Source organism: Pseudomonas sp. Eth.TT006 (assembly GCF_054456575.1).
In genome coordinates, this window is the sequence record NZ_JBTJEN010000016.1 from 36,685 (window position 1) to 58,399 (window position 21,715).

The 21,715-nt window shown below is 61.0% G+C and carries 19 protein-coding genes; 6 read left to right on the forward strand and 13 right to left on the reverse strand.

What is annotated here, in order from left to right; all coding sequences use genetic code 11:
* Positions 1-25 precede the first annotated feature (25 nt).
* Positions 26-2,860, reverse strand: a complete 2,835-nt coding sequence (gene uvrA, locus ACXR0M_RS22530) for an excinuclease ABC subunit UvrA (RefSeq protein WP_458833890.1) — start codon at positions 2,858-2,860, stop codon at positions 26-28.
* Between the two features lie 190 nt (positions 2,861-3,050).
* On the opposite strand from uvrA, the gene ACXR0M_RS22535 reads away from it, so the two are divergent.
* Both ACXR0M_RS22535 and ACXR0M_RS22540 read left to right on the forward strand, forming a co-directional pair.
* Complete coding sequence (locus ACXR0M_RS22535) at positions 3,051-4,448, forward strand: MFS transporter (protein WP_458833891.1); 1,398 nt, start codon at positions 3,051-3,053, stop codon at positions 4,446-4,448.
* 9 nt (positions 4,449-4,457) lie between these two features.
* Positions 4,458-4,976, forward strand: coding sequence for a single-stranded DNA-binding protein (locus tag ACXR0M_RS22540; RefSeq protein WP_007966163.1), 519 nt, complete (start codon positions 4,458-4,460; stop codon positions 4,974-4,976).
* A gap of 181 nt (positions 4,977-5,157) precedes the next feature.
* On the opposite strand, the gene ACXR0M_RS22545 is transcribed toward ACXR0M_RS22540, so the two are convergent.
* The 7 genes from ACXR0M_RS22545 to ACXR0M_RS22575 form a co-directional block, all read right to left on the reverse strand.
* The gene (locus tag ACXR0M_RS22545; RefSeq protein WP_458833892.1) at positions 5,158-6,315 is read right to left on the reverse strand and encodes a glutathionylspermidine synthase family protein; all 1,158 of its coding nucleotides are present in this window, start codon (positions 6,313-6,315) and stop codon (positions 5,158-5,160) included.
* A 2-nt stretch (positions 6,316-6,317) separates the two neighbouring features.
* The gene (locus ACXR0M_RS22550) at positions 6,318-7,007 is read right to left on the reverse strand and encodes a DUF1190 domain-containing protein (protein WP_458833893.1); all 690 of its coding nucleotides are present in this window, start codon (positions 7,005-7,007) and stop codon (positions 6,318-6,320) included.
* Positions 7,008-7,024: 17 nt separating this feature from the next.
* Positions 7,025-7,450 (reverse strand): DUF350 domain-containing protein, encoded by a 426-nt coding sequence (locus ACXR0M_RS22555; RefSeq protein WP_458833894.1) that lies wholly within the window; start codon positions 7,448-7,450, stop codon positions 7,025-7,027.
* A 14-nt stretch (positions 7,451-7,464) separates the two neighbouring features.
* Positions 7,465-8,112, reverse strand: a complete 648-nt coding sequence (locus ACXR0M_RS22560) for a DUF2491 family protein (protein ID WP_458833895.1) — start codon at positions 8,110-8,112, stop codon at positions 7,465-7,467.
* Positions 8,113-8,329: 217 nt separating this feature from the next.
* Positions 8,330-9,028 carry a PspA/IM30 family protein gene (locus ACXR0M_RS22565; protein WP_458833896.1) on the reverse strand — a complete coding sequence of 233 codons (699 nt, stop codon included), beginning with the start codon at positions 9,026-9,028 and terminating at the stop codon, positions 8,330-8,332.
* 17 nt (positions 9,029-9,045) lie between these two features.
* The gene (locus ACXR0M_RS22570) at positions 9,046-9,714 is read right to left on the reverse strand and encodes a YjfI family protein (protein ID WP_458833897.1); all 669 of its coding nucleotides are present in this window, start codon (positions 9,712-9,714) and stop codon (positions 9,046-9,048) included.
* Positions 9,715-9,867: 153 nt separating this feature from the next.
* The gene (locus ACXR0M_RS22575; protein ID WP_458833898.1) at positions 9,868-10,416 is read right to left on the reverse strand and encodes a cysteine hydrolase family protein; all 549 of its coding nucleotides are present in this window, start codon (positions 10,414-10,416) and stop codon (positions 9,868-9,870) included.
* Between the two features lie 100 nt (positions 10,417-10,516).
* On the opposite strand from ACXR0M_RS22575, the gene ACXR0M_RS22580 reads away from it, so the two are divergent.
* The 3 genes from ACXR0M_RS22580 to ACXR0M_RS22590 all read left to right on the forward strand — a co-directional run bounded on the left by ACXR0M_RS22580 (position 10,517) and on the right by ACXR0M_RS22590 (position 13,643).
* Positions 10,517-11,518, forward strand: coding sequence for a GlxA family transcriptional regulator (locus ACXR0M_RS22580; RefSeq protein WP_458833899.1), 1,002 nt, complete (start codon positions 10,517-10,519; stop codon positions 11,516-11,518).
* A 270-nt stretch (positions 11,519-11,788) separates the two neighbouring features.
* Positions 11,789-12,898: a DUF3182 family protein gene (locus ACXR0M_RS22585; protein WP_458833900.1), complete on the forward strand. Its 1,110-nt coding sequence runs from the start codon at positions 11,789-11,791 to the stop codon at positions 12,896-12,898.
* Positions 12,888-13,643, forward strand: coding sequence for an alpha/beta hydrolase family protein (locus tag ACXR0M_RS22590; RefSeq protein ID WP_458833902.1), 756 nt, complete (start codon positions 12,888-12,890; stop codon positions 13,641-13,643). Before ACXR0M_RS22585 ends, ACXR0M_RS22590 begins: the two co-directional genes overlap by 11 nt.
* A gap of 74 nt (positions 13,644-13,717) precedes the next feature.
* Here ACXR0M_RS22590 and ACXR0M_RS22595 read toward each other — a convergent pair whose 3' ends face one another.
* The 5 genes from ACXR0M_RS22595 to ACXR0M_RS22615 form a co-directional block, all read right to left on the reverse strand.
* Positions 13,718-14,707: a lysylphosphatidylglycerol synthase domain-containing protein gene (locus ACXR0M_RS22595; protein ID WP_458833903.1), complete on the reverse strand. Its 990-nt coding sequence runs from the start codon at positions 14,705-14,707 to the stop codon at positions 13,718-13,720.
* Positions 14,704-15,978 (reverse strand): cardiolipin synthase ClsB, encoded by a 1,275-nt coding sequence (clsB, locus tag ACXR0M_RS22600; RefSeq protein ID WP_458833904.1) that lies wholly within the window; start codon positions 15,976-15,978, stop codon positions 14,704-14,706. Before clsB ends, ACXR0M_RS22595 begins: the two co-directional genes overlap by 4 nt.
* A complete protein-coding gene (locus tag ACXR0M_RS22605) occupies positions 15,975-16,772 on the reverse strand; it encodes an endonuclease/exonuclease/phosphatase family protein (RefSeq protein WP_458833905.1) in 798 nt (265 codons plus the stop codon). Before ACXR0M_RS22605 ends, clsB begins: the two co-directional genes overlap by 4 nt.
* Positions 16,769-17,695: a DUF72 domain-containing protein gene (locus ACXR0M_RS22610; protein ID WP_458833906.1), complete on the reverse strand. Its 927-nt coding sequence runs from the start codon at positions 17,693-17,695 to the stop codon at positions 16,769-16,771. Before ACXR0M_RS22610 ends, ACXR0M_RS22605 begins: the two co-directional genes overlap by 4 nt.
* Positions 17,696-17,905: 210 nt before the next feature.
* Positions 17,906-19,111, reverse strand: coding sequence for an MFS transporter (locus ACXR0M_RS22615; RefSeq protein ID WP_458833907.1), 1,206 nt, complete (start codon positions 19,109-19,111; stop codon positions 17,906-17,908).
* 390 nt (positions 19,112-19,501) lie between these two features.
* Between ACXR0M_RS22615 and ACXR0M_RS22620 the strand changes: the two genes are divergently transcribed.
* Positions 19,502-21,601, forward strand: coding sequence for a mechanosensitive ion channel family protein (locus ACXR0M_RS22620; RefSeq protein WP_458833908.1), 2,100 nt, complete (start codon positions 19,502-19,504; stop codon positions 21,599-21,601).
* Positions 21,602-21,715: the final 114 nt, after the last annotated feature.

Below are 21,715 nucleotides of genomic sequence, written 5' to 3' on the forward strand. Positions count from 1 at the left end.
ACAGGGGCTTTTTCATGCCCGACGATCAGGCGCGGTCGCGAATCAACAGCGGCTTGAGGTAATGCCCGGTGTGAGACTGCTTCATCTCCGCCACCTCCTCCGGAGTGCCGGTGGCGATGATCTGCCCACCCTTGGAACCGCCCTCCGGTCCGAGGTCCACCAGCCAGTCGGCGGTCTTGATCACGTCCAGGTTGTGCTCGATCACTACCACGGTGTTGCCGTGGTCGCGCAAGCGGTGCAGCACGTCGAGCAATTGCTGGATATCCGCGAAGTGCAGGCCGGTGGTCGGCTCATCGAGGATATACAGGGTCTTGCCGGTATCCCGCTTGGACAGCTCGCGCGACAGCTTGACCCGTTGCGCCTCGCCACCGGACAAGGTTGTCGCCGACTGCCCGAGCTTGATGTACGACAGGCCGACATCCATCAGCGTCTGCAGCTTGCGCGCCAGCGCTGGTACCGCGTCGAAGAACTCCCGCGCTTCCTCGATGGTCATTTCGAGGGTTTCGTGGATGTTCTTGCCCTTGTATTTGATCTCAAGGGTTTCACGGTTGTAGCGCTTGCTCTTGCACACGTCGCACGGCACGTAGATGTCCGGCAGGAAGTGCATTTCGACTTTGATCAGGCCATCGCCCTGACACGCCTCGCAGCGACCACCCTTGACGTTGAACGAGAAACGCCCCGGGCCGTAACCCCGCGAGCGCGACTCAGGCACGCCGGCAAACAGTTCACGGATCGGCGTGAACAAGCCGGTGTAAGTCGCCGGGTTGGAGCGTGGCGTACGGCCGATCGGGCTCTGGTCGATATCGACAACCTTATCCAGATGCTCCAGGCCCTTGATGCTGTCGTGCGCGGCGGCTTCCAGCGTGGTCGCGCCATTCAGCGCGGTGGCGCTCAGCGGGAACAGGGTGTTGTTGATCAGCGTTGATTTGCCCGAGCCGGACACGCCGGTGACACAGGTCAGCAGACCGATCGGAATTTCCAGATCGACATTGCGCAGGTTATTGCCGCGGGCGCCTTTGAGCGACAGCGTCAGCTTCTTGTTGCGCGGCGTGCGTTTGGCCGGCACTTCGATCTTGACCCGGCCCGACAGGTATTTACCGGTCAGGGAGTCCGGATGCGCCATGACTTCGTCCGGTGTACCTTCAGCCACGATCTGCCCGCCATGCACGCCGGCGCCCGGGCCGATGTCCACTACATAATCGGCCAGACGAATCGCGTCTTCGTCGTGCTCGACCACGATCACGGTGTTGCCGATATCGCGCAGGTGCTTGAGGGTGCCGAGCAGCCGGTCGTTATCCCGCTGATGCAGGCCGATTGAAGGTTCGTCGAGGATATACAGCACCCCGACCAAACCTGCGCCTATCTGGCTGGCCAGACGAATCCGCTGTGCCTCACCGCCGGACAGGGTATCGGCGCTGCGATCCAGCGAAAGATAGTCGAGGCCGACGTTGACCAGAAACTGCAGGCGCTCGCGGATTTCCTTGAGGATCTTGTCGGCAATCTCGCCACGGCGGCCGGTCATCTTCAGCTCGCCGAAGTACTCGCAGGCATCACCGATTGGCAGATTGGTCACCGCCGGCAAGGTTTTCTCGCCGACCCAAACGTGCCGCGCTTCGCGACGCAGGCGGGTGCCACGACAATCCGGGCAGGCCTGGGTGCTGAGGAACTTGGCCAGTTCTTCGCGCACGCTGGCGGATTCGGTCTCGCGGTAGCGGCGCTCGAGGTTCGGCACAATGCCTTCGAACGGATGCGAACGTTTGACGATATCGCCACGGTCGTTCAGGTATTTGAAGTCGACGTTTTGCGAGCCGCTGCCATGCAGAATGTACTTCTGCTGATCCGCTGGCAGTTCGTTGAACGGTTTCTCCAGGCTGAAGCCATAGTGCGCGGCCAGTGAGCCGAGCATCTGGAAGTAATAGACGTTACGCCTGTCCCAGCCGCGAATCGCGCCCTCGGCCAGAGTCAGTTCACCGTTGACCAGACGCTTGATGTCAAAGAACTGCTTCACGCCCAGGCCATCGCAGGTCGGGCAGGCGCCAGCCGGGTTGTTGAAGGAGAACAGCTTCGGTTCAAGCTCGCTGATGGCGTGGCCGCAGATCGGGCAGGCGAAGCGCGCGGAGAAGATCATCTCTTCGCCCGGTTCGTCGTCCATCGGTGCGACCAGGGCAATGCCGTCCGCCAGTTTCAGCGCGGTCTCGAACGACTCGGCCAGACGTTGTTGCAGATCGGCGCGGACCTTGAAGCGGTCGACAATCACGTCGATCGAATGCTTCTTCTGCTTGTCCAGTTTCGGCAGTTCATCCAGCTCGCAGATGCGGCCGTTGACCCGCGCGCGGACGAAGCCCTGGGCGCGCAGTTCTTCGAACACCGACAAGTGTTCGCCCTTGCGCTCGCGGATTACCGGTGCCAGCAGCATCAGTTTGCTGCCTTCCGGCTGCGCCAGCACCAGGTCGACCATCTGGCTGACGGTCTGTGCTTCCAGCGGGATGTCGTGATCCGGGCAGCGCGGGGTACCGACGCGTGCATAAAGCAGACGCAGGTAGTCGTAGATTTCGGTGATGGTGCCGACTGTGGAGCGCGGGTTGTGCGAGGTCGACTTCTGTTCGATGGAGATCGCCGGCGACAGGCCTTCAATGGTGTCGACGTCGGGTTTTTCCATCATCGACAGAAACTGTCGGGCATACGCCGACAGGGACTCGACATAGCGGCGCTGCCCTTCGGCGTACAGCGTGTCGAAGGCCAGCGACGACTTGCCGGATCCGGACAGGCCGGTGATGACGATCAGTTTGTCCCGTGGCAGGGTCAGGTCGATGTTCTTCAGGTTGTGGGTACGGGCCCCACGTATCAGGATCTTGTCCAAAGTGGCCTCGCTCGGCGGGCGTCGAAAACATAGGAGTATACGGGCAAGTACTGGATGGATGCACACTATCAGGCGAAGGTTTTTTACCTTACATGAAGAGAGTTTCATCTATACGCGTCATAGCGTCGCGATATACCCCGTCTTTCGATGGGACTGGTAGAATCGCCGCCGGTTCACACGAGGTTTTTCCATGCACGATCCCCACAGCGAACGCATGAGTGGCAGCGAGACCCGCGCGGCGGGCGGTCTGGCCCTGGTGTTCGCCTTCCGTATGCTTGGCATGTTCATGGTGTTGCCGGTACTGGCGACCTACGGCATGGATCTGGCGGGCGCGACCCCGGCCCTGATCGGCCTGGCTATCGGTGCTTATGGCCTGACGCAGGCGATTTTCCAGATTCCGTTCGGGATCATTTCCGACCGCATCGGTCGGCGTCCGGTGATTTATCTCGGGCTGATCGTGTTTGCCCTCGGCAGTGTCCTGGCGGCACAGGCCGATTCGATCTGGGGCGTGATCGCCGGCCGCATCCTGCAGGGTGCCGGGGCGATTTCGGCCGCGGTCATGGCATTGCTCTCCGACCTGACCCGTGAACAGCATCGCACCAAAGCCATGGCGATGATCGGCATGACCATCGGGCTGTCTTTCGCCGTGGCGATGGTGGTCGGGCCGCTGTTGACCCGTGCCTTCGGCTTGTCCGGACTGTTTCTCGCCACCGGCGGCATGGCGCTGATCGGCATCCTGATCATCCTGTTCATGGTGCCGAAATCCACCGGTCCGTTGCAGCATCGTGAGTCCGGGGTGGCGCGTCAGGCCTTGATCCCGACGCTCAAGCATCCAGACCTGCTACGTCTGGATCTTGGCATCTTTGTGTTACATGCCATGTTGATGTCGAGCTTCGTTGCCTTGCCGCTGGCGCTGGTAGAGAAAGCCGGGCTGCCCAAGGAGCAGCACTGGTGGGTCTACCTGACCGCGCTGCTGATTTCTTTCTTCGCGATGATCCCGTTCATCATCTACGGCGAGAAGAAACGCAAAATGAAACGAATTTTGCTCGGTGCCGTCCTGACGCTGATGCTCACTGAGCTATTCTTCTGGCAGTTCGGTGACAGCTTGCGGGCGCTGGTGATCGGCACGGTGGTGTTCTTCACCGCGTTCAATCTGCTGGAAGCCTCATTGCCGTCGCTGATCAGCAAGGTTTCACCGGCAGGCGGGAAGGGCACGGCGATGGGCGTGTATTCCACCAGCCAGTTCCTCGGTTCGGCACTCGGCGGGATCCTCGGCGGCTGGCTGTTTCAGCATGGCGGTCTGTCGGTTGTGTTCCTCGGATGTGCCGGTCTGGCTGCCATCTGGCTGGCCTTTGCTGTTACCATGCGCGAACCTCCCTACGTGACGAGCCTGCGCTTGCCGTTGTCGCCCGAGGCGATCCGCGAAGCGGGTCTGGTCGAGCGCCTCAAGGCCCTCGTAGGGGTAACAGATGCAGTGATAGTCGCTGATGAAGCGGCTGTTTACATCAAACTGGACAAAGAATTAGTGGATCGCGACACCCTCGAACGCCTGGTGAACAACCCGGCCGGGGCTGCTTGCGAAGCCTAGGAGAACGTTATGGCCCGTGGGGTTAACAAAGTCATATTGGTCGGCACTTGCGGCCAGGATCCCGAAGTTCGCTACCTGCCTAACGGTAACGCCGTGACCAACCTGAGTCTGGCAACCAGCGAACAGTGGACCGACAAGCAAACCGGTCAGAAGGTCGAGAAGACCGAATGGCACCGCGTGTCGATGTTCGGCAAGGTGGCGGAGATTGCCGGCGAATACCTGCGTAAAGGTTCGCAGGTCTACATCGAAGGCAAACTGCAGACCCGCGAGTGGGAAAAGGACGGTATCAAGCGTTACACCACAGAAATCGTGGTCGACATGCAGGGCACCATGCAACTGCTCGGCGGCCGTCCACAACAGGGCGACCAGCAAGGCGGTGGCAACAACTACCAGCAGCAGGCTCCGCGTCAGCAGGCTCCACGCCCGCAACAGTCGGCTCCGCAACAGCGTCCGGCCCCGGCTCCACAGCAAGCCGCGCCGCAACCGGCTCCGGATTTCGACAGCTTTGATGACGATATTCCGTTCTAAGCCAGCGCTGCATCCGCTCTAAATAAAAAGGCCCGTCGTTTTAAACGACGGGCCTTTTTTGTGCTGTGCAAAATTTACTACGGTTACCCATGTAGGAGCTGCGGAACGCTGCGATCTTTTGATCTTTTAAGTCAGGATCAAAAGATCGCAGCGTGCCGCAGCTCCTACAAGGGCTCGTATTTCAGTCGAGGATCAGATGCGGCAAGAACCGACTGGAATCCTTGGTGATCAAACTGTTGTCTTCGCGCACGCCAATCCCGGCTGCCTGATCGCCGATCACCCACGAGCCGATCAGCGTGTAGCTGTCGTCGAACTTCGGCAATGGCGCGAATTCCTGCAGGATGAAGGGCGCATCGGTGTAGGGCCCGTCCTCTTTGACGATCAGACCTTCCGCCGTTTGCAGCTCGATGTTCGCACCTTCGCGGGAGAAGTACGGTTTGCGTACCCAGCCCTTGGGCACGGCACTGGCCGGATTCGGATCAAGATGCGCCGCCAGCAGATTCGGATGCCCCTTGTGCAGCTCCCACAACAACGGCAGTGCGCCTTTGTTCGACAGAATCGACTTCCACGCCGGTTCGAAAAACTGCGTATCGCACTCGGCAATCGCCGCGCCGAACGGTTCGTGGAAGATGAACTCCCAGGCGTGCAGCTTGAACAGGTGCGGGATCCAGCGATCCTCCAGATCGACAAAGCGTCCCTCGGCGGTCAGGCCGATATCTTCGATGTCGATGTGGCGGGATTCGATACCGACCTTCTCCGCGATCAGACGCAGGTAGTCGGTGGTGCCTTTGTCCTCCACCGAGTCTTTCATCGAGGCAAAGTAGAACGGCCGCTTGAGCTGCAGTTCGGCGAACGCCTGATGCAGTTTGGTATCGATGCTGTTGAACTGGTCGGCATGGCGCGGCAGCATCCCGCGCTCGATGCACTGCTCCAGCCAGCCCCATTGAAACGCGGCGGCTTCATAGAGACTGGTCGGCGTGTCGTAGTTCAGCTCCAGCAGCTTGGCCGGACCCTTGCCGCTGTAGGAAAAGTCCATGCGCCCGTACAGATGCGGATGACCTTCCAGCCAGGACGTTCGGATCATGTCGTAGTACGCCGCCGGGATGCTCAGGCGATCCAGCAGCTCTTCGCTGTGCACCACGCGACTGACCAGGTCCATGCACATCTCGTGCAGTTCGGTGGTCGGATCCTCCAGATCGTTTTCGATCTGCGCCAGCGTGAACTGGTAGTAGGCGCTTTCGTCCCAGTACGGCTCGTCGTCGATGGTGTGAAACAGAAAGCCGAGGCTTTCGGCGGTCTGTTTCCAGTCGGGGCGCTCGGCGCAGTGGATCTTCTTCATGATCAGCTGCTCGAGCGTCCGGAACTGCTGCCCCAGCCACCCCAACCGCTACGGGCGGAGGATTGGCTGCCGAAGCCGCCACGTGAGGTTGACGAAGCGACGTTCACCGGTTTGCTTTTGCTGATTTCATAGTCGGGCTGGCTGCGCGGTGCCGATTCGATTTTGCGGTACTGCGTCGAGGAGGTGTAAGTCTGGCGATCATCGTCGCGATCTCGATATACCGTGCGGTTGGCGTTGTTGCTCATTGCATTGCCGATCAACCAGCCGGTCAGCCAGCCGTTGCCGCCACCACCAGACGAATGTGAAGTGCTTTGCGCGTTCTGCGCAGCGGCGGCTTCACCGGCAGGCATTTGCGCGTTGGCGATCGCATTCAGATCCTGCGGCGCCTCATTGTTCTGCGGCACCTTGAAACCGCCGAGTTTCGGCACGAAGCGGCCGTCGGAGTTTTTCTGGCACCAGTCGGCGGCGAAGTCGGCGTCGCACTTGGCCTTGTCGTCATAGGCCGGGGCAATACGTCGGTGTTCGGTCAGGGCCGCGACGTAGGCGTTGGAGCAGACATCGGCCGCCACTTCGGCGCCGACGCATTCCTCGACCGATTGAAAACGTTGCTGCTCCTGCGCGGCAACCTCGCCGGAAATCGCCAGTGCCACCGAAGCGGCGAGGGACAGTTGCACGTACTTGCTGCGTTTCATCGAAGGCTTCCTGCCGATCAGTTGGACGGGGTCATGCACGCGGCGTTAAGCATGCCGACGCTGATGGCCACCGCAGCCACGTAGATGCCCGAAGCGATTTCACCGTTGGCGATGCGCTGGGAAGTGCCCTTGAGCACCAGCCCTGTGGCGAGGAACGCCAGCAACTGCACCACCGCTGCAATCACCGCCCACAACACGAAATCGAGAACGTTGATCGAATGGGAGATGATGTTGCTCGCCGGAATCGCGAAACCGATGATCGCACCGGCCAGGGCAATGGCCGCAGCACTGTTGCCGGCGCGGATCAGCTCGAATTCCTTGTGCGGCGTGATGCGCGTATAGACGAACTGAAACAGCATGAACAGCAGCACGGCGCCGATCAGGTAGATGACGAAACCGACCAGCGCGGTCTTGTTCAGGGAAACGGCCAGCACTTCCAGCATGGAAAACGTCCTTTTTAAATGGTGCTCAGATCAGTCGTGTACAGCGAAATGCCCAGCGAGGTGCTCAGGCTGACGGTGCCTTCTTCGTCCTGTTCGACGGAGAACAGCAGCAATTCGCGGCGATCGGTCAGACCGGTTTCGCGCGCGTAAAGCATGGAGTGGTGTTCGATGGTGTAGCTCTCGTCCGGGTTGATCACGTGTTCGGTCATTGGCACCAGTTCAGTCTGGCCCTGTTCGGTGCCCCATTCGCGGCTGTACTCGACACCGTCGTGGGTATAAGTTGGCAGACCGATCGCGCTGTTGGGGCCGGCCAGGCGCTGCAGCTCGGCGTCACTGTTGACGGTCACGTAGCTGAGGTAGTTGAACAGCGTGACCGATTCGATCTGGTCGTCACCGGTGACGTGGATCTGCATCCAGAAATCCTCGTCATTCATGTAATAGCGGTGCAGTTTGTTGGACTGGCCAAGATCGACCCAGCCAGCACTCCAGATTGCCTGATCGAAGGGGACGCGCACGGTCGTCGAACCGTTGAGCAGCAATGCCAGCGTCGAATCGAATCGGACCGCCTTGCCTTGCGCCATTCCGAGCGGGCCGCCGGCTACCGGTGCAGGCGCGGCAGTCTGCCAGTTGCTGGTGCCCAGCAAATCTTTGAACCATCCCATGGGTACTTTCCTTGAGGCGGGTGGAGGTGTTCGTCGTGAAAAACGCGGCTAGTGTACCCGGCCGGCCGGTAAACGAGCAGGCAAAATCAAAGGTAATGCTAGTGATTGAATCCCCTGTAGGAGCTGCCGCAGGCTGCGATCTTTTGATTCTGCTTTAAAAAAGACAAGATCAAACGATCGCAGCCTGCGGCAGCTCCTACAGGGGCACAGTCCGGTGTTACTGGGCGGACTTCTGTTTCAGGCGCTCTAGAATCGCATTGGCACTGCCTTCGTTCGGCGTGATGCCGGCGTCACGCAGTTTGCGTTCCAGGTCATTGCCGGTCGACGCGTCAGCCAATTCATCGGCGGCGCTCAACTCGGCGGCACGTTGCTGCTGTTTGGCTTGCAGACGGTTCAGTGTGCCGACCGCGGTTTCCAGTTTGCCGTTGGCGCCACCGCTGGCGATTGACGCGCTGACCTGTGCCTTTTGCACGCTTTCACGGGCCTTGGCCATGTCCACCTGCTGGCGCAGGCTTTTGATCCGCGACTCGGCCTTGCTGATGTCCTTGCGCATGTTTTCGGCGTAAGTGCCGAACTCGTCGCTCTGGGCCTTTTCGGCGGTCAGGTCGTTGGTCAGGGTCGAAATCGCTTCGGCCACTTCCATCGCGAGGTCTTCTCGGCCGGCGTTCAGCGCGGAAACGGCCTTGGCTTCCAGGTCCTTGATCTTGGCGTCGTACTCGCTCACGCGGTCGGCGGCCAGTTTGTGCTTGGCCATGATGGTGACCAGTTCGCGACGGGCGTTGGACAGCGCGGTGTCGGCGTCGCGGATTTCCTGGTCGAGGATGCGCAGGGCCTGTTGGTCGACGATCGATTCGCCGACTTCATTGGCGCCGCCGCGCAATGCGGTGAACAACTTGCTCCAGATGGACTGAGTCATTGGATATTCCCTGTTGATTACTTGAAGAAGTGTTCGAAGGCTTCGCTCGCGCGCTGCACGTTGTCGACCAGGGTTTTCACCTCGGTGACGACGTTGGTCAGGCTCGAGTCGGCGCTGAGGGCGCCAAACATGTTGTAAACGGTCTGGCCGTTGGGCATCGACTCGATACCGATCGACGACAGCGGGAACATTTCCCGGCTGCGCAGCACGGCGTCGTTGAAAGCGCGCACGTCAGTGATCGAATCGATGTCCACCAGCACGGTGTCGACGATGATCTGCTGACCGGCGATGGCGATGTGAATCGGCAGACCGCCGAATTCGTTCATTTCCAGCTTGATGCTGGGTTCGGAGCTCTGGATCAGAGACAGTGTGATCTCCTGCGAAGCCACCTCATCCAGTGCCTTGAGGGCGTTGAAGAGGCTATCGATGTTCCAGTTGTTGCCTGCGCTCATGTAATTCTCCGACATGAATGAGCCAGCCAGAATCGGTTGGCGTAGCTGTTGCTCCATTTGCTTGAGCAAGCTTCGGTTTTCCGGAAGCACCCAAGTTTCGTGTTTCACATAACCGGCGGCTGCCAGGCCCGCGCGCATCTGCTTCATGTAGAAGCTCGACGGCTTTTTCGCGGACGGTTTCGAGCGCTCTCCCTTTGGGCTCTCTGACGCAACAGTGGGGGAGCGGCTTTTCATGGCAATGACTCCGTTATGAACATCTCACGCGTGAGCCACACTACAACCAATTCAAAGTGCCATCAATGGCTCACGCGTGAGATTTTTATGACAGACGAAAAAACGCCCGCTGTTGGAGCGGGCGCAAGTTTTGCCAAGTGTTGTCCTGAGCGATCAGCGCTTCAGAAACTCCTCGGTCGACACGACGCTGGCGTAGGCGAAAGCCAGCGCCGCCATGAACGCCGCGTGAACCTGAGCAGCCGCAACCGTGACGCCGTTGAACTCAAGGTCACGGCTGGCACAGGCGTCGTGGATCACCGTGACACCATAGCCTAGATCCGCAGCGGCGCGGGCGAGGCCGTCGATGCATACGTGGCTCATGCTGCCGACGATCACCAGATCGCTGATGCCTTGTTCCTCAAGGATCGTTTGCAGCCGGGTTTCCCGGAACGCATTGACGAAGTGTTTGAGCACCACAGGTTCGTCCGGACGATTGAGTACCTTGGAATGCAGTCTGGCGCCCACCGAGTCTGGAGTGAAAAACAGCGCGTCGGCCGAGGTGAATTCGTGGCGGACGTGCACTACCGGGTCGCCCGCTTCACGGAACACGGCGAGCAGCCGCGCGGCGTTGTCGGCAGCGGCTTGCGCTCCCGCCAGCGGCCACTTGCCGTCGGGGAAGTAGTCGTTCTGGATATCGACTAGGATGAGCGCTTGTCTGGTCATGGGTGTGTCCTCGATGCATGGGCTGGAAGTGGATTGAGTATTGGCGCTGGCCGGCGTTTCGAGGATTGGCCGTACCGACAATAAGCAGGGGAAAACTGACATGGGCGCAGAACAGGCCGCGACACTGGAGCTGGGCGTACTGATTTATCCGGGGGTACAACTGGCGGCAGTGCATGGTCTGACCGACCTGTTTGCGGTCGCCAATCGGATCGCCGCCGAGCAGCACAGCGCGCAGTTGCCAGTGCTGCGCGTCAGTCATTGGCAATGCGATGCCGAACAGGCGCCGCAGCGGATGTACGACAGTCATCCGGGCAGTGACAGGGGGTTGCAGGCAGTGCTGATTCCGCCGTCCCTCGCCGGGTTTTCTGCGTCTATCGTGTCCGCGCCGTTGCTGCAGTGGCTGCGCGATCAGCACGCCCGCGGCGCCACCCTCGGTGGTGTTTGCGTGGGTTCATTGCTGCTGGCCGAAAGCGGCTTGCTCGACGGACGCAGTGCCACCACGCACTGGACCTCGACCAAGGCGTTTGCCGAGCGTTATCCGAACATCCGACTGAAGGCAGATACGCCGATTGTCGATGACGGCGACCTGATCACCACGGCCGGACTGATGGCCTGGTCGGAGCTGGGTTTGCGCCTGGTCGACCGCCTGCTCGGGCCGAGCATCGCCAGCGGCACCGCGCGGTTTCTGGTGATGGAACACTGTGATAGCGCCAGTGCTTGCGGCAGCAATTTTGCGCCGATCCTGAATCATGGCGATGCAGCGATTCTCAAGCTGCAGCACTGGCTGCAAAGCACCGGGGCCATCGACGTTTCGCTGACTATGATGGCGGAGCGGGCGGGGCTGGAGGAACGCACGTTTTTGCGTCGCTTCCGTGCGGCGACCGGGTTGAAACCGACCGAATACTGCCAGCATCTGCGGGTTGGCAAAGCGCGAGAGCTGCTGGAGTTTACCAACGGCACCATCGACCACATCGCGTGGACGGTGGGCTATCAGGACCCGGGGGCGTTTCGTGCGATCTTCAAGAAAATCACCGGGCTGGCGCCAAGTGATTATCGGGCACGCTTTGGCGTGACCCCTCCCGTGAAAGCAACGACCCTCTAATGTAGGAGTGAGCCTGCTCGCGATTGCGGTCTGTCGTGGTAGACGAGGTGATATCGTGATCGCGAGCAGGCTCACTCCTGCAAGAGATAGCGGTGGAGCAAGTTCGTGCAAATTGCCGGGAGATCGCTGGTCATCGTGCAGATTGAAACGGGCGCGATGCCATCACCGTTTTTGCAACTCTCTGATTCAGATGCGCTTTCCACTGGTCGCTCGTTGGCCTGATCTCTGCACCGTTCATCACTCATTCACTGAACCGCTGCAGGGGGACGCATGACCCCGACACCGAGCAGGAAAGTGGTCGTTGCGCACTCGGTGCGCGCGGCTGCGCCCCAGCACGAAGTCCACACCAACAAGGCGCTGGCCCGCTGGCTGGCGCAAATTCTCGGGCTCAAATTCGGAGGCAGCTACCACCCGGAAAAACACCGCGGTCGCGACCTGTACTGGCTGCCGACGCAAACCATTGTCGGCGCCAAACAGGCACAAGCCATGGGCATCAAAAGCGCGGACGACTTGTGGGGTGGATACGTCGAATACGATTTCATCTGCACCAAAGCCATCAGCCACGGCCTGCGCAGCCATCTGGCCCACGCGCCACCAGGCTGGGCGCCGCTGTTCTCCGAGCGCGTGCGCGACGTGGTGCTTGATGGCCTGAGCGTGTTTGCCCTCGAAGACGCACGTCCCGCCGCCGAGCATCTGCTGTACAGCGGGCCGATCCGTTTGAAGCCGATTCACGCCTGCGCCGGTCGTGGCCAGGTAGTGATCAACAGCCTCGATGCGTTCGATGAAGTGCTCGCCCGTCCGGAAGCTGCAGAGCTGTTTCGCGCCGGGGTAGTGCTGGAGCAGGATTTGAGCAAGGTCTTCACCCATAGCGTCGGCCAGTCATTCATCGGCGGCAGGGTGCTGAGCTACTGCGGTGATCAATACTTGACCAAAGACGCCCACGGCGAAGATGTCTACGGCGGCTCGAACCTGCTGGTGGTGCAGGGCGGCTACGACGAGTTGCTGGCGCTGAAGTTGCCGGACGAAGTGCGACTGGCCATCGAGCAGGCGCAGGTTTTCGACCGCGCGGCCGATGAGGCCTACCCGAATTTCTACGCCTCGCGCCGCAACTACGACATTGCCCAGGGGCTGGACAGCAATGGCCAACCCCGCAGCGGCGTGCTCGAGCAATCCTGGCGCATGGGCGGTGCCAGCAGCGCGGAGCTGGCGGCGCTGCAAAGCTTCGTCAACGACCCGCAGATGCCGGCGATCCGCGTGTCGACGGTGGAAACCTACAGCGATCAAAGCCTGCCGGCGGACGCCATCGAAATCTATCGCGGTCCGGCCGAGAACAGCGACTTTCTCCTCAAATACGTAACGGTCAAATCCTATGACGGCTAGAAGCGAAAGCATTCAAATCGACATTGATGATGAACAGATGAGCGGGACGTTTCTCAGTCCCAAATCGAAAGTCCCCGGCGTGTTGTTTGTGCACGGCTGGGGCGGTAGTCAGGAGCGCGATCTGGAACGCGCCAAGGGCATCGCCGGACTTGGCTGTGTGTGCCTGACTTTCGATCTGCGCGGCCATACCGGTGGTACCGGCATTCCGCTGACCCGAGTGACCCGAGAAGACAACTTGCGTGACTTGCTCGCAGCCTATGACCGACTGCTCGCGCACCCGGCGCTCGACACCTCGGCGATTGCGGTGGTCGGCACCAGTTACGGCGGTTACCTGGCGTCGATTCTCACCTCATTGCGCCCGGTGCGCTGGCTGGCGCTGCGGGTGCCGGCGCTGTATCGCGACGAGCAATGGCACACGCCCAAGCGTGAGCTGGACAAGGCGGATCTGCGTGACTATCGGAGCACACTGGTGCGCGCTGACAACAACCGTGCCTTGCACGCCTGTTCGCAGTTCACCGGCGATGTGTTGCTGGTGGAGTCGGAAACCGACGACTACGTGCCCCACGCGACGATCATGAGTTACCGCGCGGCCTGTCAGCAGACCCATTCGCTGACGCACCGGATCATCGACGGCGCCGACCATGCGTTGAGTGATCCGGTATCGCAGCAGGCCTACACCTCGATTCTGGTGGACTGGATTACCGAGATGGTGGTGGGTGAGCGGTTGAGCATTATTCAGTCTTGAAAATCAAAAGATCGTCCGATCGCGGTCCGAGCCCTGTAGGAGCTGCCGCAGGCTGCGATCTTTTGATCTTGATTCTAATGGCTGGGTTTCTTCTCGATCCGCAACGCCTTGGCCTTGGCCTCCACCACCAGATACATCACCACCGTGATCAACAACGGCAGCAGAAAATAAATCGCCCGATACGCCAACAGCCCCGCCACCAGACTCCCACGGGAAGCCTCATGTTGCAGCAGCGCAACAAACACCGCTTCCAGCACGCCGAGGCCTGCGGGAATGTGAGTGATGACCCCGGCAATCGCGCTGATCAACAGCACCCCAAGTACCAACGGATAATCCAGCTTGCTCGGCAGCAAAGTGAAAATCACCGCCGCCATCAACGACCAGTTAAGCGCGCCGAGCAGCAATTGCAGGATGGCCATGCGCAGTGAAGGCAGGTTGATTTCCACCCCGCGAATCGACCACTCGCGGCGCTTCGAGAACTGGCAGGCGGCGAGGTAACCGGCACTCACCAGCAACAGCAGCACGCCAATCCCTTGCAACGCAGCGCTGCTGACTTTCCAGCCCGGCGGCATGCTCACCAGGCCACTGCTGAACACCACGCCGGCGATGGTCATGTAGCCAAACCAGTTGGTCGCCAGACTCAGGCCGAGGATTTTCGCGATGTTGCCTTTGCTCACGCCCAGTCGCGAATACAGCCGATAGCGCATGGCGATCCCGCCGACCCAGGCGCTGAGATTGAGGTTGAACGCGTAACTGATGATCCCCACTGGCAGGATCTGTTTCCAGGTCAGGTCCTGGCGAATGTAGGTACGGCCAATCAGGTCGAAACTGGCGTAGGTCAGGAAACTCAGCAAGGTCACGCCGGCAGCGATGATCAGCGTGCGCACCTTGAAGTCGGCGAGGGTCTGCAGCACCTCGGCCCATTCGATACGGGTCGCAAACATCGTCAGCAAGACGATCAGCGCGAGGAAAAACAGCAGGGTCAGCGGACGTTTCCAGCGAGTCCATTTCGACTGGGTTGCGGGCGCAGCATGAGCGCTCGGGTGCGCTTCGGAACGGCTCATGACGTGCGCCCTCGAAACGGCTTGAGCCGCGGTTTATGCGCCGGCAACCAACCGGCCATCGCCGGGAAATGCCGCAGGAAATGGAACACCAGAAACCCCACAGTCATGTGCCAGATCCGCCCGCGTGGCGACTTGCTCGGGTCCATCGCTTTGCAATGGTTCTGACTCAGGTCTTCGAGGCGCTGGAACAACTGCTGATTGAACCCACGATCACGGATCAGCACGTTGGCTTCCAGATTCAGCGACAGGCTCAGCGGGTCGAGATTGCTCGAGCCGACGGTGCTCCATTCTTCGTCCACCAGCGCGACTTTGCCGTGCAGCGGTCGCTGGCAATATTCGTGGATCTGCACGCCAGCCTTGAGCAAGTAGTCGTAGGTCATGCGCGCTGCCAGTTTCGCCACCAGCATGTCCGGCTGACCTTGCAGGATCAGCCGAACTTCGACGCCACGGCGCGCGGCATTGCGGATCTCGCGTAGCAGGCGATAGCCGGGGAAGAAGTAGGCGTTGGCGATCACCACCCGCCGTTTGGCCCGGCGCAATGCCTGCATATACACGTCTTCGATATCGGTGTGGTGCTGATCGTTGTCGCGAAACACCAGACGCACCTGGCCGTCGTGGTCGCTGAAAGCCATCTCGGCGCGACGCTGGCGCCGGCGTTGCCACCAGAATCGTGCGCGTCCCGGACGACCGCTTTGCAGCAGGGCGAAGTGGTGGATGTCAGCCACCGCCGGCCCCTGAATCTGCACCGCATAATCCTGCTTCGCTTCGGGGCCGAAATCGGCTAGGTGATCGCCGGAAAAATTGATCCCGCCGATGAACGCGATCAACCCGTCGACCACCACGATCTTGCGGTGCAAACGGCGGAACCAGTTGGTGCGAAATCCCAGGTGTTTCGGCGCCGGGTCAAACATCTGCAAATGCACGCCGGCCTCGCTCAATGCCGCGAGATAACCGGTGGTCAACTCGCCACAACCAAAACCGTCGAGGCTGACCGTGGTGCGCACGCCACGCTGGGCCGCGTCGATCAGAATCTGCTGCAGCTCTGCGCCGACCTTGTCTTCGAAAACGATGAAGGTCTCGAGCAGGATTTCACTCTTGGCCGCGCGCATGGCGTCGAATACCCGGGGGAAATATTCCTCGCCGTTTTCCAGCAGTTCGACGCGGTTATTGCCGTGCCAGCTGTACTCGACGTCAACCTGGCCGGGCTCGCGCACCGGCGGGTTGAGGCTGATCGGTTCTACGGCGGATTTCTCCAGCGGTGCGCTGCTCATAATTCAATCTCCACCGATAACGGGACGTGGTCGGACAGGTGTGACCAAGGCCGGTTCGCCAGCACTTTCGGCTGGCTGGCCTTGAGGTTGCGCACGTAGATACGGTCCAGGCGCAGGGTTGGCAGACGCGCCGGAAAACTGCGCGCCGGTTTACCGTGATGCTCGGCAAACACCTCGCGCAGACCGCAGGGTTTGAGCAGCGCGTCGGCACGCTGGCGCCAGTCGTTGAAGTCGCCGGCGATGATCACCGGCGCATCCTCCGGCAGCTCGGCCAGACGCTGCCCGAGCAACTGCAGTTGCGCGTTGCGATGGCTTTCGCGCAGGCCCAGGTGCACGCAAATCGCATGCACCTCGACGCCATCGCCCGGCAGGCGCAGCACGCAATGCAACAGGCCGCGGTTCTCATGGCCGCTGATCGAAACGTCGAGGTTGTCGTGGCGGATGATCTGGAATTTCGACAGCAGCGCATTGCCGTGATCGCCCTCGGGGTATACCGCATTGCGTCCGTAGGCGAACTGCGGCCAGAGGCTGTCGGCGAGGAATTCGTACTGCGGCATCGTCGGCCAATTGCTGTAGCGCTTGGGATGGTGCTCATGGGTGCCGTGGACTTCCTGCAGAAACACCACGTCGGCCGCCACGCTGCGCACCGCTTCGCGCAATTCCGGGAGGATGAAACGCCGATTGAGCGCGGTGAAACCCTTGTGCGTGTTGACCGTCAGCACGGTGAAACTGCGCACGGTCGGCGCGATTTCTGCGCCTTCATCGGTGACGGAAACCGGCTCTGGAATGCTCATGCCAGCACCCCTTCTTCAGCCGGTACGCCGGGGGTGGTGGCCAAATTTTTGTCGAGGTCGAAACGCTGCAGAAGATTGCGTGCGTCGTAAGGGGCGCGGACCTTGATGTCGTTATCGAAATAGCAGAACACTTCGCGGGATTTGCGCGCCCGGGGCTTAATGCGCGGCGCGATCAGGTGGGCATCGGTAGGCTGGCCGCCGTGATGCCAGGCGTCGATGCGCTTGGCCCAGTTCTGCAGCGCGGCGTCGCTGTAACCGCTGGCGTACAACTCTTCGGCGCCGTGCAGACGCAGGTAAACGAAATCGCTGGTGACATCTTCGCGGTACGGCCACTTACCGGCGGTGTCGGCGATCACCAGCGCGGTGTTGTAGCGTTTCAACAGGCGGATGAAATCCGGATCGATGAAAGTTTCGTTGCGCACTTCCACGGCATGGCGCAGCGGTTTCTTGCGCCAGGCTTTGACGCTGGCGTGACCGTGCAGGTGGGAATCGTGCTGGCGGGCGAGGGCGGCTGCGGCCTCGGTGTCGTGGGGCAATAACGACAGGAAGTGTTCGAAGCGCTCGGCATCGAATTTGAAGTTCGGCGGAAACTGCCAGAGGATCGGCCCGAGCTTTTCCCTGAGTTCCAGCACCCCGGAAGCGAAGAAGTTCGCCAGCGGCTTTTCGATCTCGCGCAAACGCCGCACATGGGTGATGAAACGCGGCGCCTTGACGCTGAACACGAAATCGTCGGGCGTTTCGCTGTACCACTGGGCGTAACGTTCGGGCCGTTGCAGGGCGTAGAACGATCCATTGATTTCGATGCTGTTGACCGCCCGCGAGGCGAATTGCAACTCGCGCTTCTGGGTCAGTCCTTTCGGGTAGAAATCCCCGCGCCACGGAGCGTAGCGCCAGCCGGAAATACCGATGTGAATCGTTGCCATGCCGCCTCCCGTTATCAGTCCTCGTACCGCCTGTGTCTGTTGATGACTGCGGGCGGTTCGGGAAAGTTTCGGTGGCGTTACGGACGGTACATTCTCGTGGGCATTGCGAAACCAATGTGGGAGCGGGCTTGCTCGCGAATGCGGTGGGTCAGCTGCTTGTCGTTGGCTGACAGTCCGTCTTCGCGAGCAAGCCCGCTCCCACAAGGTTACTCAGTGACCGGTGAATACGCGGCTTTCGGCCGGCTGGGCATAGGTCGGTCCAAGGCGATCCAGTCGACCGCTCCAGGCGGTGAATGCCAGCGCCACCAACACCACCAGCCCGCCGATCCACGCCGTGTGGATCAGGCCAAGGTGCTCGACGATCAGACCACCGCCCCAGGCGCCGCCGGCGATCCCGAGGTTGAACGCGGCAATGTTCAGCCCCGAGGCCACGTCCACCGCGTGCGGTGTGTGATGCTCCGCCTGCCGCACCACATACACCTGCAGCCCCGGCACGTTGCCGAATGCCACCGCGCCCCAGACCAGTACCGTGGCCAGTGCCAGCCATGGATTGCCGGCGGTGAAGGTCAGCACGAACAGCACTGCCGCGAGCAGGGCGAAGATGATTTTCAGCGCGCTGATCGGCCCGCGTCTGTCCGCCAGTTTGCCACCCCAGATGTTGCCGACCGCCACCGACACGCCGTACACCAGCAGCACCAGGCTGACGGTGCTGGCGCTGAAGCCGGAGATGTCCTGCAGGATCGGCGCGAGGAAGGTAAAGGCGATGAACGAGCCGCCGTAGCCGATGGCGGTCATTGCGTACACCAGCAACAGGCGCGGTTGTTTCAGCACTTGCAGTTGCTGCAGCAACGACGCCGGTTTGCTGTGGGCAATGGTGTTCGGCACGTACAGCAGGCTGCCGATAAAGGCGATCACACCCAGCGCCGAGACGGCAAGGAAGGTTTCCCGCCAGCCGAAATGCTGACCGATAAACGTGCCCAGCGGTACGCCGGTGACCAAGGCCACGGTGAGACCGGTGAACATGATCGCAATCGCACTGGCGGCTTTTTCCTTGGGCACCAGGCTGGTGGCGATGGTCGAGCCGATGGAGAAAAACACCCCATGCGCCAGACCCGTGACGATCCGCGCCAGCACCAGTGATTCATAACTCGGCGCCAGCCACGCCAACAGGTTGCCGAGGGTGAACAGCACCATCAGCGACAGCAGCAACAGTTTGCGCGGGACCTTGCCGGTGAGGGCGGTCAGCACCGGCGCGCCAACGGCAACGCCCAGCGCGTACAGACTGACCAGCAGCCCGGCGGACGGCAGACTGACGCCGAGATCGGCGCCGATGGTGGGGAGCAGGCCGACGATGACGAACTCGGTCGTCCCGATGGCGAATGCGCTGAGGGTCAGCGCGAGCAAGGCAATGGGCATGACAGCACTCCGGTAGTGGTTTGGATGGAGCGCAGTGTCGGGGTTTGGCAGGGGCGGAAAAATACGTTGGCGGGCATTTGATATTTGCTGCCTACGCAAATATGCCTCTGTGGCGAGGGAGCTTGTTGTGGCGAGGGGGCTCGCCCCCGTTCGACTGCGCAGCAGTCGTCAATCCAAATACCCTGGTGTCTCCGTAAATACGGGGCGCGGCTGGCTTGGGGCTGCTTTGCAGCCCAACGGGGGCAAGCCCCCTCGCCACAGCAAGCCCCCTCCCCATAAAGGTAGGTTCATTCAGGGGAATTCAGAGGGAGTTGATTCAGAGCAAAAACCGAACTTGTCCGCCATTCACCGATCAGTTCCTTACAGGTTCAGCCAACGGAGAGCGGAGTTTTGGTCAAGTTCAGGATCGCCATGCTGCTGGGAGCACTGTTGTTCCTCGGTGCCAGTGAAATCGACGCCGCTGCGCTGCCGGGTGTTCCGGCGGCCAGCGAAGAGGCGGCCAAACCTGAACCGATCGTGCAGGGCGGTCTGCTCGGCGCAATCAGTACCAGCATCGACGACGTGCAGGACAAGCTCGATCTCAACGAGCATCTGGTCGACGCCTGGCGCCTGCGGGCCGACCGTGCGGCGGATGAAGTCGACAGGCTGGTCAATCAGCCGTCGAATCGCTCGGGCTGGAGCGTCGCCGGGGATTTCCTCATGCTGTCCGGAGTGTGGCTTGGCGCCTTCGCCCTGCTGACGGTGCTCGGCGGCCTGCTCGCCGGGCGTCTCCGTGAGGGCCGCTGGCTGCGTACTCGCCAGCGCAGTCAGGACCTGCTCGGTTATGTGCTGCCGTACACGCTGCCGGCGCTGATCTGTCTGCCGCTGACGCTGTACGTCAGCCACTTTCTGCAGGCTTCGGTGGGCCGCGCGCTGGCGCTGTGTCTGGCGTATGCCACCAGCAGCGGCATTTTCTCCACCTCGATGTTGTTGTGCGTGGTGGTGATGTTCAATGTCGGACACAAACGGCCTGCGGCGCGGATCATCCGCGACTACTGCCCGAAACCGCTGTTTCTGATCGGCTTCCTCGCGGCCCTGAGTGACGCGCTGACCAGCCCGCAGATCGCCCGGCAACTGGGCGGCAACATCACCAGCAGCGTCGCGGTGTTCACCGGGTTGATCGCCTCGATCATTTTCGGTCTGCTGGTGATTCGCTTGCGTCGGCCGGTGGCGCACCTGATCCGCAATCGACCGCTGGCGCAGCGCTTGAAGCAGCCGTCGTTGCAAGAGTCGCTGCGGATTTTTTCCGGACTCTGGTACTGGCCGATCGTGTTGATGGTGCTGGTTTCGGCGGTCAATCTGATCGGCATTGGCGAGGACAATCAGAAAGCCCTGCGTTGCGCCTTGCTCACCACGGTGTTGCTGATCGGCACGGTGTTTCTCAGCACGATCCTGCAGCATTTGTTCAAGTCGCGAAAAGCCGCCGCGATCCAGCGCAGCAGCGCCTACAAGGAACGCTTTCTCAGCCTGTTGCACGCCTTGCTGCGGATTGTCATGGCGATTGTCTTTATCGATATTCTCGGGCGCATCTGGGGCGTGTCGCTGCTCGATTTTGCCCAGAGCAGCACGATCGGCCGGGCGATCAGCAATGCCTTGAGCAGCATCGGCCTGATCTTCCTGGTGACGTGGCTGTTGTGGGTGGTGCTCGACACGGCCATTCAGGAAGCGTTGAAACCACCGGTCAACAAACGCTCGTCGCGCCAGCCCAGCACCCGGGTGAAAACCATCCTGCCGCTGCTGCGCAACGCGATCAAAATCATCCTGGTGGTGATCTGCGCGATCACCACCATGGCCAACCTCGGGATCAATGTCGCGCCCTTGCTGGCCGGTGCCGGGGTGGTCGGTCTGGCCATCGGTTTCGGTTCGCAGCAACTGGTGCAGGACGTGATCACCGGGCTGTTCATCATCATCGAGGACACCCTGTCGATCGGCGACTGGGTGGTGCTCGACTCCGGGCACGCCGGCACGGTCGAGGGCCTGACCATTCGTACCCTGCGCCTGCGTGACGGCAAGGGCTTCGTGCACTCGGTGCCGTTCGGCCAGATCAAGGCCGTCACCAACCAGTCGCGGCAGTTCGCCTTTGCGTTTTTCTCGGTGCAGTTCACCTACGACACGGATGTCGACAAGGCCATCGAGCTGATCCGCGAGACTGGCGATTCGATCCGCGAAGACCCGTTCCTCAAATACAACCTGCAAGGGCCGCTGGATGTTTTCGGGGTGGACAAAATGGACCTGAATGGCGTGGTGCTGACGGCGCAATTCCGTACTGTGTCGGGCGGGCAGTATGCGGTGAGCCGGGCGTTCAACCAGCGTTTGAAAAAGCTTGTGGATAACAGCCCGGTGGTGCATTTCGCGCAGACTTATCCACAGCAGGTTTTGTTGCCCAAACGGCAGGAAGAACCCCCAGCCGAGCACTCGGCAGTGGTATTGCCGCAGGAGTCTCGGACTTAGCGCCGACGTGTGCTGGGTCCACCGGCCTCATCGCGAGCAGGCTCACTCCTACAGTTGGAATGCGTTCCCCTTGTAGGAGTGAGCCCTGCTCGCGATAGCGCCAGTGCGGACGAC